Consider the following 14,634-nt stretch of genomic DNA (forward strand, 5'->3'; position numbering starts at 1 on the left):
GGAGCCCGCGTGCGCCGGCTGAGCCAGCAACCGGGTGCCTCCCTGGGCTGGTGGGTCGCTGCCCCCGCCCTCTGTCTCTTGGCCGGGGTGTTGTTCGCCGTCACGCACAACACGGCCGACGGCTACGACCTCCGCGGTGGCCGTACCACCGAACTGTCCGGGCTGGTCCGCGACGCCGACGCCAGGGTGGGCGCGGCCGAGCACCACCTCGCCGACCTGCGCGCCCAGCTGCGGGAGGCCGAGAGCGCGGCGGGCGGTTCGGACCAGCGGGTGCGGGACCTGCAGCAGCGCGCCGACAAGCTGGGGCCGGCCGCCGGCCTGACCGGGCTGGCCGGCGGCGGGCTCACCGTCACGCTCACCGACGCGCCCCGCGGCCCGGACGGCCGTTACCCGGCCGGCGCGAACCCCAACGACCTGGTCGTGCACCAGCAGGACCTGCAGAGCGTGCTGAACGCGTTGTGGACCGGTGGTGCCGAAGCGGTCTCCGTGGCCGACCAGCGCCTGGTGAGCACTTCCGCACCGCGGTGCGTTGGCAACACGCTGCTCTTGCACGGCCGCACCTACTCTCCGCCGTACGTGATCCGTGCGATCGGCGACCCCGACCGGATGGCCGCCGCCCTCGACGCCGAGCCCGGCGTCCGGGTCTTCCGGCAGTACGTCCAGACCTTCGGGCTCGGCTACCGGGTGGAGCGCTCGGACGACATCCGGGTGCCCGGCTATCCGGGTACGCCGCGGCTCGACAATGCCCAGGAGGTGCCCCGGTGACCGAGGACCGCAGGGCGCGACGACCCCGCCCCCGTCCGACCGCCCGCTCGGCCCCGTCCGTCGACCAGCTGAGCCGGGAGACGTTCCCCGGGGCGTCGGGCCCGCCGGAGGAGCTGCCGGGTTCGGGAGGGCAGTCGCGAGACCTGCTTGCAGGGTCGAGCCATCGGCACGGTGCCTCCTTCGCCGGGTCGAACGGTGACCCGTTCGACGGTCCCGGCCGGCATGCTGGCGACCTGTTCCCGGCTCCCGGTCCCCGGCCCGACGCCTTCCTCGGAACTCCGAGCCAGCAGCCCGAGCCGCGCAACGGGCCGGGTACGCCGCACGCGCGCCGGGCCGTCGACCCGCTCGACCCCGCCTTCGACCCGTTCGCCGGCGCCGGGAGCACCGGGCGGCACGCGGCCCCTGCCCCGGAGGATGCCGGGACCGGAACGGGCCGGCACGCGGTCCCGGAGTCGTCCGCGTCCGCTGCCACGGGCACCGGCCGGCACGCGATCCCGGGTGCGGGCAACGAGCGTGGCTGGTTCGACGAGAGCCCCTCGCCGGCGGCTGGACCGGTCCGCCCGGTCGTTCCCCCGGAGGGGCCCCGTCGCAGGCGACGTCGGGCCGAGGACGACGAGGGTGCTCCGCCACCGGCCGCACCCCCCACCTCACAGCCGCCCTCGGCCGCTTTGCCGGCCACGCCACCCCCGCCGCAGCCCGGTGGCCGCACCGCCCATGGCGGCGGTGCGGCCCTGCGTCGGGTCCGCTCCGAGTTGGCGCCGCCGGTGGCGCCCGGCCTGAACTCGTTACCCGGCGTACCGACCCGCCCGGAGCCGCCGGCAAGCCCGGCCGTCACGGGACCGGGTGGGCCGCCGAGCTCGCCGGCGACCGGGCCGGCCTGGCCCGCTCCCCAGGGGGACCCGCTCGGGTCCGGCCGCCCGCCGCGCGACCCGTTGACCGGGTCCGGGCCGCAGCCACCGGACCTGCTCGCCGGTCCGGGCCGCGGGGACCCCGGTGCCGGACCGACCCGGTTCCACCCCAACCCGCTCGCCGGGGCTCGCCCGCCCCACCGGGACCCCCTGTCCGGGACCGGCCCCCAGCAGGCCGACCGGCTCGCGGCGCCGGGTCGCCGGCACCACCCACCGGCGCCACCGCCGGCCGGGGACGAGACCGTGGTTCTGCCGCGCGTCCCCGCGCCGCAGGGTCCCGACGCACAGCTCACCCAGGTCCTGCCCCCGGTGCCCCGCCGCGCCCGCACCCCTGGGCCGGAGCCCGTGGCCGAGGTCGACGACGACCTCGACGACGAGGACGAGATCTCCGACGACGCGCGTGCACAGGAGCGCCCGGAGCCGAAGAAGCGCGATCCCGTCCACATCGCCCTCCGCACGTTCGGCGAGCTGATGCTCACCGCGGGCCTCGTGGTGCTGCTGTTCGTCGTCTACGAGGTCTACGTGACCGACTGGATCTCGGCGGGCAAGCAGAACGACGTCACCCAGGCGCTGGACCAGCGCTGGCGCGACGGCCAGGACCCCCTGGAGCGCGGTGAGCACTTCAACCTCGCCACCGGCGAGGGCTTTGCCAAGATGTACATCCCCAAGTTCGGCCCCGACTTCGCGTTCACCGTCCTGGAAGGAACCGACGACAAGACCATCGAGGCCGGTCCCGGGCACTACAAGGACACCGCGCTACCCGGGCAGCCCGGCAACTTCGCCGTCGCCGGGCACCGCGTCGGCAAGGGGGCGCCGTTCAACGACCTGGACGTGCTGGAGTCCTGCGATGCCGTCGTCGTCGAGACGGCATCGTCCTGGTACGTCTACCGGGTCCTGCCGATGCGGTCCGAGGCCGACGGCTGGTTCAAGGACAACACCAGCAAGGGCAACCAGGCGCGCTGCGACAAGGTGACGCCCCTGCGCACCTCCGCCCCGGGCGGCGGCCCGTACGCCAAGACGTTCGGGCAGCAGATCGTCACGCCCGACCGCTCCGACGTCATCGCGCCGGTGCCGAACAACCCCAACGCCCGGCTGCCCAAGGACCAGCAGCTCAAGCTGCTGACCTTGACCACCTGCCACCCGAAGTTCTCGGCCCGGGAGCGGCTCATCATCCACGCCGTGCTGGTCAAGGAGATGAAGAAGAGCGATATCGAGCCCGGCAAGCTTCCGGACGAGCTGAAGGAGGGCTGAGTGTACGGCTGGATCTGGCGGCACCTGCCCGGACCGCTCGTGGTGAAGATCGTCGAGGCGTTGTTCCTGACCGCTGCCGTCGTCGCCCTGCTGCTGTTCGTCGTCTTCCCCTGGGTCGAGCCGATGCTGCCGTTCAACCAGGTGACGACCGACCCGGGCGAGCCGGTGACCGTCGGCTGAGCGCCCGCGGCCCGCCGTGACCGGGGACACTGGCGTCGACCCGTAAGCTGGCCGGGTGCGCGTCCTCGTCGTCGACAACTACGACAGCTTCGTCTACAACCTCGTCCAGTACCTGGCCCAGCTCGGCGCCGACCCGGTGGTGCGGCGCAACGACGTGGTCCGGCTCGACGAGGTGGACGCGGCGGACGGCGTGCTGGTCAGCCCCGGTCCGGGCACCCCGGAGCGGGCGGGGACCAGCATGGACGTCATCCGGCGCTGCGCCGAGCGCCGGGTGCCGGTGCTCGGGGTGTGCCTCGGGCACCAGGCGATCGGTGCGGTGTGGGGCGCGACGGTCGAGCGGGCACCCGAGCTGCTGCACGGCAAGACGAGCCAGGTGCACCACGACGGGGCCGGGGTGCTCACCGGCCTGCCGCGGCCGTTCACCGCGACCCGCTACCACTCGCTCGCCGTCCGGGCCGACACGATCCCGGACGAGCTGGAGGTCACCGGTCACACCGAGTCGGGTGTGGTGATGGCGGTGCGGCACCGCGAACTGCCGGTCGAGGGTGTGCAGTTCCATCCGGAGTCGGTGCTCACCGAGGGCGGGCACCTGCTGCTCGCCAACTGGATGGCCGCCTGCGGCCACGAGGTCCCCGCCGGCCGGGTCGCCGAGCTGGACGGTGCCATGCGTTCGCTGGCCTCGGCCGCCCAGGTCTGACCGGCCCGCGCCCGGCGGCGGACGACGAGGCCGACGCCCCCGCCTGACGGGATTGTCCTGTCTCGCCACGACGTGTGTCCGGGCGGCGCTCGACGAACGGCGGTGCCTGCGGCGCTCCCTCACTCGGCAGCTGGCGCTCACTGAGCCACATGGTGACGGTGGCATTGCTCCGGGGGCAGCCTCAGCCATCGCCGGAACCGGGTCCGGCTCACTTCCCCCTCCACCGCAACGGAAAACGGGCTCCACACCTCATCCGGTGTGGAGCCCGTCCGCACGCGGTCGGGGGCGGCCGGTCAGCTGCCGTCGCCCTCGCGGTTACCCGGCGGGAAGATGCCGCCCGGCGCACCCGGGTTCGGTGACGTCGTCGCGCTCGCCCGCTTGCCGATCGCGACCCGGATGCGCTGGTTCTTGTCGATCTTGTTGCCGGCCGCCGGGTCCTGCTCCTGGATCCGACCGATCTGGGAGGCGCTGTTGACCGGGACCTCCTGCTCCTCGATCGTGCCGCTCCAGCCCTTGCTCCGCAGCAGCCGCTTCGCGTCGTCCAGGGTCATCCCCTTCAACGACGGCATCTGCAACATGTCCTTCTGGCTGCCGTCGGAGACGCTCAGCGTGACCGTCGTCCCCTTCTTCACCTTGTTCCCGCCGGACGGGTCCTGCCGGAGGACGATCCCGGCGTCCTTGTCGCTCGCGGTCTGCTGGGTCTGCACCTCCAGCCCCAGCGCCGCCAGGTTCTTCTTGGCCTGCTCGACCGGGGTGTTCGTGACGTCCGGGACGGTCACCAGCTCCGGCGCCCTGCCCACCGTGATGCGCACCGTCGCGCCCTTGGGAGCGGTCTCGTTCGCCGCCGGGTCCTGCTTGACGACCTTGCCCTCCAGCGACGGGTTGTCCGTCTCCTCCTGGCCCTGGTTCCCGGACAACGTCAGCCCGAGCTTCTCCAGCTCGGCCCGCGCCTGCTCCGGGGTCTTGCCGGTCAGGTCCGGTACCGACACCGTCTCCGGGCCCTGCCCCACGTGCAGCGTGATCTTCGTGCTCTTGTCGATCTGGGTGTTCGCCCCGGGCTCGGTCTTCACCACGAAGCCGACCTGCTCCCGGGTGGAGGGCACGTTCTGCACCGCCACGTTGTTCAGGCCCTGGCTGGTGAGCTGTTGCTGGGCGGCCTCCACCCGCTTGCCCACCAGGTTCGGCATGGAGATCTTCTCCGCCGTGCCCTGGCCACCCAGCAGGCTCGAGGTCAACCACGCCGCCAGCGCGAGCACACCGATGCACAGCACCGTCACCAGCGCGATCACCAGGCCCTTGCGCCGTCGGGCGGCCCGCTCGTCCTCGAGGTCCTCCGGATCCTCCACCAGCGCGTCCGGCCGGTGCCGCCCGCCCATCACCTGGGTGGAGTTGGGAGCGCCCATCATCGTGGTGCGCTCCTCCTCCGACATCACCATCGGTGCGGACGGCCGCTGCCCGGACAACACCCGCACCAGGTCCGCCCGCATCTCGGCGGCCGACTGGTACCGGTTGGCCGGGTTCTTGCTCATCGCCTTGAGCACGATCGCGTCCAGCGTCTGCGGCACCTGCGGATTCACCGCCGACGGCGCCCGCGGGTCCTCCCGCACGTGCTGGTAGGCCACGGCCACCGGCGAGTCACCGGTGAACGGCGGCTCCCCGGTCAACAGCTCGAACAGGACGCACCCGGTCGCGTACACGTCCGACCGCGCGTCGACCGACTCGCCCCGTGCCTGCTCCGGCGACAGGTACTGCGCGGTGCCGATCACCGCCGCCGTCTGCGTCACCGCGGCCTGCCCGTCGGCCACCGCACGCGCGATGCCGAAGTCCATCACCTTGACCGCACCGGAGCGGGTGATCATCACGTTCGCCGGCTTGACGTCGCGGTGCACGATGCCGTGCCGGTGGCTGAAGTCCAGCGCCGCACAAACGTCGGCCATGATCTCCATGGCACGCCGCGGCTGCACCGGGCCCTCCGACTTGATGATGTCCCGCAGCGTCCGGCCGTCGACGTACTCCATGACGATGTAGGGCAGCGGCCCGTACTCCGTCTCGGTCTCGCCGGTGTCGTACACCGCCACGATGGCCGGGTGGTTCAGCGCGGCGGCGTTCTGCGCCTCCCGACGGAAGCGCAGCTGGAACTGGGGGTCGCGGGCGAGGTCGGCGCGTAGCACCTTCACCGCCACGTCACGGCCCAGGCGAACGTCGCGGCCGCGGTGGACCTCCGACATGCCGCCGTAGCCGAGCGTCTCACCCAGCTCGTAGCGGTTGGAGAGCAGTCGCGGAGTGCTCATCGGTGCGTCGTCCCGCTCCTCGTCAACTGTGATGTCTCATCATGCCTGGGCTCCTGGTCGCTGCCTTGGTCAGCGTCCCTCGTCCGGCCTGCACGACACCGTCACGTGGGAGCCCACCGGGGCCGCACCCTCCGGGTCCACCCCGGTGACCAGGCACCGGTGCAGGTCCTGGGGTGTTCGACCGGCATCGGTGCGCACCCGCGGTAGCAGGCCCGCACCGGTGAGCCGGTCGGCGGCGTCGGCGGCCGCTCGTCCCACGTAATCCTCCCGATCGATCACGACCGGGGGCAGCGGGTTCGCCGCCACCCCCGACCGCCCGGGACGGCCGATCCGCCCGGACTCAGCCTCCCGCACCCGCTCCTCCTCGTCGGAGGGGGCCACGGAGGGCGAACGCGCGGGCGCGGCCGTACCGGACCGCACCACCTCGCGCACGCCCCAAGCACCCAACACCAAAGCGGCCACGGCCAACAAGACGGCCAGCACCCATACCCACATCCGGTGCCGGCGCGGGGCCGGCGCCACGACGATTGGGAACCCCCCGGACACCGGGGCGCCCGGCATCCCGCCGGGGGCGACGGTCATCGCCGGCACCGCCGCGGCCGGCACCGCCCCCAGGGCCATCCCGGACGGTGGTGGCAACGGGTGACCGGCCCGCACGGCGGCCACCGCCGCGGCGAACTCCCCGCCGGTCCGGTACCGCTGCCGTGGGTCCTTGACCAGCGTGGCCTCGATCAGGGCGCGTGCCCCGATCGGGACGTCCGGCGGCAGCGGCGCCGGAACGTCGCGGATGTGCATCATCGCCACGGTGACGGCGTTGTCGGACAGGAACGGCCGGTGCCCACTCAGGCACTCGTAGCCCACCACCGCCAGTGAGTAAACATCGCTGGCCGGTTCCGCCTCCTGCCCCACCGCCTGCTCCGGCGCGATGTAGTGCGCGGTGCCCATCACCATGCCGGAGCGGGTCACCGGCGCCGCGTGCGCCGCCTTGGCGATACCGAAGTCGGTGATCTTCACTCGCCCGTTCGGGGTGACCAGGATGTTGCCGGGCTTGATGTCGCGGTGCACCAGGCCCCGCTCGTGCGCGGCCTGCAGCGCGTGCCCGGCCTGCTCCAGCACATCGAGGGTGCGGTCGGGGCCCAGCCGGCCCTCCCGGGCCAGCACCGCCGCCAGCGGCTCGCCCCCGACCAGCTCCATCACCAGGTACGCGGTGTCCTCCGGGCCGCCGGCCACCGCCGCCGTCTCGCCGTAGTCGTGCACCGCCGCGACGCCGGGATGGTTGAGCGAGGCGGTGGTCCTGGCCTCGGTGCGGAACCGGTGCAGGAACTCGGCGTTCCCGCACAGCTCCGGCTTGAGCACCTTCACCGCGACCCGGCGGTCCAGCCGGGTGTCGGCGGCCTCCCACACCTCTCCCATCCCGCCGACGGCGATGCGCCGCGCCAGGCGGTACCGGTCAGCGAGCAGCTGCCCGGAGGTGAGCACCCTCAGCCACCTCCCTGCAACGCCGCCCGGATGACGGCCCGGCCGATCGGTGCCGCCACGGCCCCGCCGGTGGCCCCCAGGCCGCGGTCACCGCCGTCCTCGACGATCACCGCCACCGCCACCTTGGGGTCCTCGGCCGGGGCGAACGCCACGTACCAGGCGTGCGGGTTGACCTGCTCGGGGTTCGCACCGTGCTCGGCGGTGCCGGTCTTGGACGCGATCTGTACCCCGGCGATCTTGCCCTCGCCCCTGGTGTTCTGCTCGGACTTGATCATCATGTCCCGCAACGTGGCCGCGGCGTTGGCGTTCATCGCCCGCTCGACCTGCTTCGGCTTGGTGGTGTCCAGCTCGGTCAGGTCCGCCGACGTGATCGACTTGACCAGGTGCGGTTGCATCCGCATCCCGCCGTTGGCGATCGTCGCCGCCACCACGGCGTCCTGCAGCGGCGTCATCCGCACGTCCCGCTGGCCGATACCGGTCTGGTAGAGCGCGGCCTGGTCCGGGATGTCGCCGAGCGAGGAGGGCACCACCGACAGCGGGATCTCCTGCTCGGCGCCGTTGATGCCGAACTTCTCGGCCTGCGCCCGCAGCTTGTCCTCGCCCAGCTTGCCGGCCAGCTCGGCGAACGCGGTGTTGCAGGACAACGCCAGCGCGAGCTCCAGCGAGGCGGTCTGCCCGCTGCCGCACCGCATGTTGGCGAAGTTGGGCAGGCTCTTGGTGCTCTGCGGCAGCTGGATGGACGGCGCCGCGGTGAGCTGGCTGTTCTTGTCGAAGCCGCTCTGCAGCGCCGCCGCGGCGGTCACCAGCTTGAACGTCGACCCCGGCGGGTAGCTCTCGGACACCGCGCGGTTGAGGATCGGCTTGTCCCCCGACTCCGCGGTGTAGGCCTTCCACGCCTGCTGCACGACCTCCGGGTCGTGCGAGGACAGCCGGTTGGGGTCGTAGGACGGGGTGCTCACCATGCCCAGCACCGCACCCGTCTTCGGGTCCAGCGCCACGACCGCGCCCTTGAAGTTCTTGGCGGTCATTGCCTCGTAGGCCGCCTGCTGCACCTTCGGGTCGATCGTCGTCTCGACGTTGCCGCCGCGGGGATCGCGGCCGGTGATCAGGTCGGACAGCCGGCGCACGAACAGCCGGTCGTCCGAGCCGTTGAGCACCTCGTTCTCCGCCCACTCCAGACCGCGCCCACCGTACTGCGGCGAGTAGAACCCGGTGACGTGCGCGTACATCGGGCCCTGCGGGTAGGTGCGCAGGTACTTCAGCCGGTCGTTGGTCTCCTTGGCGTCGGCCAGCGGCTGCCCGGCGGCGATGATCTTCCCGCGCTGCCGGGAGTACTCCTCCATCACCACCCGCGTGTTCCGCGGGTCCTTGCGGTACTCGTCGGCCTTGATGACCTGGATGTAGGTGGCGTTGGCCAGTAGCAGGACCATCATCACCATCACGGAGAGCGCCACCCGGCGCAGCGGCGTGTTCATCGTGGACGCTCCACCAGGATCGTGCTCGCTTCGGCAATGGGCGCCTGTTGCGGGCGCGGCTTGGGCACCGTCACCGGCCGCCGCGCGGCGTCGGAGATGCGCAGCAACAACGCCACCAGGGCGTAGTTCGCCACCAGTGACGAGCCACCCAGCGCCAGGAACGGCGCGGTCAGACCGGTCAGCGGGATCAGCTTCGTCACGCCGCCGGCCACCACGAACACCTGGAAACCGATGGCGAAGGCCAGGCCCCCGCCGAGCAGCTTGCCGAAGCTGTCCCGCACCGCCAGCGCGCTGCGCAGCCCCCGCATCGACAGCATCAGGTAGACCATCAGCACCGCGGCGAACCCGACGAAACCGACCTCCTCGGCGATCGAGGAGAGAATGAAGTCGGAGTTGGCGAACGCCACCAGCTCCGGCCGCCCCGCACCGAGCCCGGTACCGAAGATGCCCCCGGTGCCCATGCCGAACAGGGCCAGCGCGAGCTGGTTGCCCTTGCCGAAGAAGTCCGCGAACGGGTCCAGCCAGATGTCCACCCGCAGCTGCACGTGGCTGAACAGGTTGTAGGCGATGACACAGCCGGCCATGAAGAAGGTCAGGCCGATGACCAGCCACACCGCGCGCTCGGTCGCGATGTAGAGCATCACCAGCACGATGCCGAAGAACAGCAGCGAGGTGCCCAGGTCCTTCTCCAGCACCAGCACGCCGACCGACAGGCCCCACGCGGCGAACAGCGGCGCCATGTCCCGGGCCCGCGGCAGGTCCATGCCCAGCACCCGCTTGCCCGCGTGCATGAACAGGTCCCGCTTCGCCACCAGGAACGAGGCGAAGAAGATCATCAGCAGGATCTTGGCGAACTCACCCGGCTGGATGGAGAAGATGCCCAGCCGCAGCCAGATCTTGGCGCCGTTGGCCTCGGAGATGGAGGCCGGCAGCAGGCCCGGCAACGCCAGCAGCACCAGGCCGGCCAGGCCGCAGGTGTAGCCGTACTTGGCCAGCCGGCGGTGGTCCTTGATCACCACCAGCACCGCGACGAACAGGCCCAGCGCGATCGCCGTCCACAGCACCTGCTTCGGGCCCTGGTCGTTCGGGACGAACCTCTCGTCCACCCCGAGCGCGCGCAGGTGCTCCTGGATCGAGGGATCCAGCCGCTGGATCATCACCAGCCCCAGCCCGTTGAGCAACGCCACGCACGGCAGGATCAGCGGGTCCGCGTACGGGGTGAGCAGGCGCACCGCCACGTGCGCCACCCCGAACAGGCCCAGGTAGGCCAGCCCGTACCAGAGCACGTCCGCGGTGACGCTCTCCGTCTGGTTGGCCTCGACCAGCACGTTCGCCAGCGTCACGATCCCGGCGGCGAACGCCAGCAGGATCAGCTCGGTGCCCCGGCGCGTGGGGACGGCGCCGGGGTTGGTCGACAGGCCGGGGTTCGTGGACGTCGCGCCTCCACCGGTTGTCGGCTGTGTCATCACCTCACCGTCCGGCACTCCACATCCGGCTTGAGTGACGTCGAGGGCAGCGGGGTGGCCTCCGGTCCGCTGCTCTCCGACGGGTGGGCCGGTGAGGGGCTCTGGCCGGCGGGCTCCGCCGGCGTCGTGGGAGGCGGGCCGGCCGGGGACGGCTGCCCGGGCTCGCCGGGCGAGGTGTTGGACGGTTGGGTGCCGGTCGGGCACAGCGGCAACAGCCGCATCCGCACCCGACGCACCGTCTCCCGCGCGCCCTCCAGACCCTTCGAGCTGGTGATCCCGCTGCGCACGCTGTCGCGGGCGGCGGGCTCCAGGTCCTTGACGGCGATCTCCTCACAGTTGGGTACGCCGGCGGCGCACGAACCCTCCCGCTGCCGGTGCAGCGGGATACCCAGGAAACTGCCCCGGACGCCCTGGAAGATCACCACGCGGCCGTCCTCGGTGGCACCCACGTAGTACTGCTGCAGCACCCAGTACCGGCCGGCGAAGAACGCACCGGCCAGCAGGCCGAGCACCACCAGGCTGGTCAACACCGTGCGCAGGCCGCGGCGGCGCGGGGGGTCCTCCGGCGGCTGCAGCATCGGCTCGGTCCGCGGCGGCTGCTGCGGGCGCGGCGTGGTCATCGCCGCGCGCGAGGCCGGCGAGTCCGGTGGTGGCGGGTCGTCACCCTCCCCGGCGGCGCCTCCCACGATCGGGGCGTCCTCGCCGAAGTCGACGTCCACCACGTCCGCCACGATCACCGTGACGTTGTCCGGGCCGCCGCCCTTGAGCGCCAGCTCGATCAGCCGGTCCGCGGCCTCCTGCGGGTCGCTGATGCCCAGCGCCTCGGCCAGCGTCTCCGCGCTGACCACACCGGACAGCCCGTCCGAGCACAGCAGATAGCGGTCGCCGGCGCGGGCCTCCCGCACGGTCAGGCTCGGCTCCACCTCGTGCCCGGTCAACGCGCGCAGCAGTAGCGAGCGCTGCGGGTGGGTGGCCGCCTCCTCCGCGGTGATCCGGCCCTCGTCGATCAGCGACTGCACGAAGGTGTCGTCGTGGGTGATCTGGCTGAGCGTGCCCTCCCGCAGCAGGTAGGCGCGGGAGTCACCGACGTGCACCATGCCGATCTTGTTGCCGGCGAACAGGACCGCGGTCAGGGTGGTGCCCATGCCCTCCAGGTCGGGGTCGCTGGACACCAGCTCGGCGATGGCCGCGTTCCCGGCCAGCGTGGCCTCCCGCAGCTGCCCGAGCAGGTCCTCGCCCGGCTCGTCGTCGTCCAGCGGGGCGAGGGCGGCGATCACCACCTTGCTCGCCACCTCGCCGGCGGCGTGTCCGCCCATGCCGTCGGCGAGCGCGAGCAGTCGGGGGCCGGCGTACACGGAGTCCTGGTTGTTGGAGCGGACCAGGCCCCGGTCGCTGCGGGCTGCGTAGCGGAGGACGAGGGTCATGAGCGCAGCTCGATCACCGTCTTGCCGATGCGGATCGGGACGCCGAGCGGGACCCGGGTGGGTGCCGTGACCTTCGCCCGGTCGAGGTAGGTGCCGTTGGTGGAACCCAGGTCCTCCACGTACCAGTCGGTGCCCCGCAGCGAGAGCCGGGCGTGCCTGGTGGACGCGTAGTCGTCGTCGAGCACCAGGGTCGAGTCGTCGGCCCGGCCGATCAGGATGGGCCGGCCCTCCAGCGTGATCCGGGTTCCGGCCAGCGCGCCGTGGGTCACCACGAGCTGGCGGGGCGCCTTACCCCGCACCGGCTTGCCCGCGGAACGCCGGAACCCCGGCACCGTCGCCCGCAGCCCGGAGGCCGCGTACAGGTCCGAGCGGACCACGCGCAGCGCGGCCAGCACGAACAGCCAGAGCAGGGCGAGGAACCCTGCTCTGGTCAGTTGCATCACCAGCTCTGGCACCTGTCGCAGCCGCTCCCGTCGCCTCGTTGATCCGTTAGCGCCCGCGTCAGCCCTGGATCCGGAAGACCAGGGTCGAGTGCCCGATGCGGATCACGTCACCCTCGTTGAGCTGCCAAGTCTGCATGGGCTGGCCGTTCACCGTGGTGCCGTTGGTGGAACCGAGGTCTGCCAGCATCGCGCTCTGGCCGTCCCAGGTGATCTCCAGGTGCCGTCGGGACACCCCGGTGTCGGGCAGCCGGAAGTGCGCGTCCTGGCCGCGGCCCACCACGTTGCTGCCCTGCTGCAGCTGGTAGGTGCGGTTGGAGCCGTCGTCGAGCTGCAACATCGCGTTGAGCTGCCGCGGGCCCGTCTGCACCGCGGGCGGCGCGTAACCGCCGGCGCCCGGGTCCGGCGGCGGGGGGTACCCGCCCGGAGCCGGGGGAGCGCCGTAGCCGCCCTGCTCGAAGCCACCCGGGGGGGACGGCGGGGCGCCGTAGCCGCCCTGCTCGTAGCCGGGCTGGCCGTAGCCCTGCGGCGCCTGCCCGTACCCCTGGTCGTACCCGCCCGGGGCGGGCGGCGGGGCGCCGTAGCCGCCCTGCTCGTAGCCGGGCTGGCCGTAGCCCTGCGGCGCCTGCCCGTACCCCTGGTCGTAACCGGGCTGCCCGCCGTACTGGCCGCCGTAGTTCGGGTCGTTGTACCCCTGCTGCTGGCCGTAGCCCTGGTCATAGCCGTACTGACCTTGGCCTTGGCCGTAGCCCTGGTCATAGCCGTACCCCTGCTGACCGCCGTGCTGCTGTCCGTACGGATCGCCCTGTGGGGGGTACTGGCCGGGTGGCTGGCTCATGGGTCGGTCTCCTGCGGTGCGAGGTTTCGCCGGCCGTCGGCTCGGCGATGCGTCGGGGTCGACGGACGAGCTGGTTCGGAACTGTCCGGTGTGCAGCGCCTCGGAGCGCTCCAGGGAGACTACGACGTCACCATAGGTGTCCCACCCCTGCTCTTCGAGGTGTTCCCGGACGCTCTCGGCGAGGAGGTGGGTGATGCGGTCCTCGTCGACCGCGAGCTGGTCGTGGTCGCCCGGGCCGAGTGTGACCACATAGTGGTTCGGTGCGAGCAGCCGCCCCCCGGCCAGCTCCCTGACGTGCACCTCGGCTTCCCGCTGCAGTCCTTGGGCCACCTCCTGTGGTACTACCTGGCCGCCGAATACGCGCGCGAAGGTATTGCCCACGATGCCTTCGAGTCTGCGCTCGAAGCGCTGCACGAGGCCCACGGCAACCTCCACGCGTACGGCTCCCCAGTCTCCGATCGTATCCGTGCCGGCGCACTGCGACAGCCAGCTAGTCGCGGAGGGGTGAACGCGCTGGTCACAGCGGGTAGCTCGGGGCGGGTCACCCCCCTTGCGGCACCCCCTCCCACGACCGTGCTAACCTTTCCCGGCAACCACGGCGAGGGGAAACTCCGCCGCGGGCGAGTGGCGGAATGGCAGACGCGCACGGTTCAGGTCCGTGTGTCCGCAAGGACGTGAGGGTTCAACTCCCTCCTCGCCCACCGACCCGAACGACAGGGCGACGTAGTTCGCGGAAAGCGCGAACATACGTCGCCTTCAGTCTTTTCTGGAGGCTTGCGCCCAGACCCCTTGGGGCAAGCCCCGGACCGACTCCTGTTGTCGCCTTCGCTGGTTCTGGCTTACGGCGTCCGCTGCTCGGGGGCTTGGTTGCCCACTGCGTGCCCGCCGGAACGGATGCTCGTGGCGGCGCGAGTGCTGGGCTGGGAGGGTCCCGGTTTCGGCCCTTGCTGCGTCTTGTAGTTGTGGTGTTGCTGTGGGTCGGTTACGGCGGACGGCGGGTAGGGAATCGCGCGGGTTTCGGTGGTGGTTGACGCGCGGTTCTCCATGGTTTTGGTTTGCGGTAGTCGCGGAATCGCAGGGCGTGGGTGGGTTGGGCGGGTTCTGGTTCCCCGCTTTCCGCGGGAGCAAATTTGTGTCGCCGCTCACATCTACCACCTCAGGGGGTGTCTCCGCGGGGTTGCCGCCGGCTCCCGTTGATCGTTCGGGCGGGCGGGGTGGTGATGCTCTGCTGCCGGCAGATCCGGGTGGGCCGGCTGGGCCGAGGGTGGGGCACCGCGGGTTTGGCGTTGCTGCCGAGCCTGCTCACCCAGCGCGTCGCGCTCCCCGGCCGCCCGGGTGATCCGTGAGCACTAGACGAGTAATTCCGAAGTCGGGGTGGTCCCTGGAGACAGGCGAAGGGTGTCCAAGATCGGGTTGTGAC

12 protein-coding genes and 1 tRNA gene are annotated in these 14,634 nt (G+C 72.0%); 6 read left to right on the forward strand and 7 right to left on the reverse strand.

Annotated elements, in window-relative coordinates; translation table 11 throughout:
* Positions 1-9: 9 nt before the first annotated feature.
* From IEY55_RS27185 to IEY55_RS27200, 4 genes are read left to right on the forward strand one after another with little or no spacing between them, the layout of a single operon-like run.
* Positions 10-765 (forward strand): DUF881 domain-containing protein, encoded by a 756-nt coding sequence (locus IEY55_RS27185; protein ID WP_229686800.1) that lies wholly within the window; start codon positions 10-12, stop codon positions 763-765.
* Positions 762-2,924: a class E sortase gene (locus IEY55_RS32325; protein ID WP_229686801.1), complete on the forward strand. Its 2,163-nt coding sequence runs from the start codon at positions 762-764 to the stop codon at positions 2,922-2,924. The genes IEY55_RS27185 and IEY55_RS32325 overlap by 4 nt, the downstream gene beginning before the upstream one ends.
* Positions 2,925-3,104: a hypothetical protein gene (locus IEY55_RS27195; protein ID WP_189061415.1), complete on the forward strand. Its 180-nt coding sequence runs from the start codon at positions 2,925-2,927 to the stop codon at positions 3,102-3,104.
* A gap of 55 nt (positions 3,105-3,159) precedes the next feature.
* The gene (locus IEY55_RS27200; RefSeq protein ID WP_189061416.1) at positions 3,160-3,801 is read left to right on the forward strand and encodes an aminodeoxychorismate/anthranilate synthase component II; all 642 of its coding nucleotides are present in this window, start codon (positions 3,160-3,162) and stop codon (positions 3,799-3,801) included.
* A 293-nt stretch (positions 3,802-4,094) separates the two neighbouring features.
* On the opposite strand, the gene pknB is transcribed toward IEY55_RS27200, so the two are convergent.
* From pknB to IEY55_RS27235, 7 genes are all read right to left on the reverse strand, one after another.
* A complete protein-coding gene (pknB, locus tag IEY55_RS27205) occupies positions 4,095-6,092 on the reverse strand; it encodes a Stk1 family PASTA domain-containing Ser/Thr kinase (protein ID WP_189061417.1) in 1,998 nt (665 codons plus the stop codon).
* 69 nt (positions 6,093-6,161) lie between these two features.
* Complete coding sequence (locus tag IEY55_RS27210) at positions 6,162-7,571, reverse strand: serine/threonine-protein kinase (RefSeq protein ID WP_189061418.1); 1,410 nt, start codon at positions 7,569-7,571, stop codon at positions 6,162-6,164.
* Between the two features lie 2 nt (positions 7,572-7,573).
* Positions 7,574-9,046, reverse strand: a complete 1,473-nt coding sequence (locus IEY55_RS27215) for a peptidoglycan D,D-transpeptidase FtsI family protein (protein ID WP_189061419.1) — start codon at positions 9,044-9,046, stop codon at positions 7,574-7,576.
* Complete coding sequence (locus tag IEY55_RS27220; RefSeq protein ID WP_189061420.1) at positions 9,043-10,512, reverse strand: FtsW/RodA/SpoVE family cell cycle protein; 1,470 nt, start codon at positions 10,510-10,512, stop codon at positions 9,043-9,045. Before IEY55_RS27220 ends, IEY55_RS27215 begins: the two co-directional genes overlap by 4 nt.
* A complete protein-coding gene (locus IEY55_RS27225) occupies positions 10,512-11,936 on the reverse strand; it encodes a PP2C family protein-serine/threonine phosphatase (protein ID WP_189061421.1) in 1,425 nt (474 codons plus the stop codon). The genes IEY55_RS27220 and IEY55_RS27225 overlap by 1 nt, the downstream gene beginning before the upstream one ends.
* A complete protein-coding gene (locus tag IEY55_RS27230) occupies positions 11,933-12,391 on the reverse strand; it encodes an FHA domain-containing protein FhaB/FipA (RefSeq protein ID WP_189061422.1) in 459 nt (152 codons plus the stop codon). Before IEY55_RS27230 ends, IEY55_RS27225 begins: the two co-directional genes overlap by 4 nt.
* Positions 12,392-12,437: 46 nt before the next feature.
* Entirely contained in the window at positions 12,438-13,637 is a 1,200-nt protein-coding gene (locus IEY55_RS27235; protein ID WP_189061427.1) for an FHA domain-containing protein, read from the reverse strand.
* A gap of 195 nt (positions 13,638-13,832) precedes the next feature.
* Here IEY55_RS27235 and IEY55_RS27240 point away from each other — a divergent pair.
* Together IEY55_RS27240 and IEY55_RS27245 are read left to right on the forward strand one after the other, a co-directional pair.
* Positions 13,833-13,915, forward strand: a tRNA-Leu gene (locus IEY55_RS27240).
* A gap of 462 nt (positions 13,916-14,377) precedes the next feature.
* Positions 14,378-14,560: a hypothetical protein gene (locus tag IEY55_RS27245; RefSeq protein WP_189061423.1), complete on the forward strand. Its 183-nt coding sequence runs from the start codon at positions 14,378-14,380 to the stop codon at positions 14,558-14,560.
* The last annotated feature ends 74 nt before the right edge of the window (positions 14,561-14,634 follow it).

Source organism: Longimycelium tulufanense, assembly GCF_014645795.1.
In the GTDB taxonomy this organism is placed as follows: domain Bacteria; phylum Actinomycetota; class Actinomycetes; order Mycobacteriales; family Pseudonocardiaceae; genus Longimycelium; species Longimycelium tulufanense.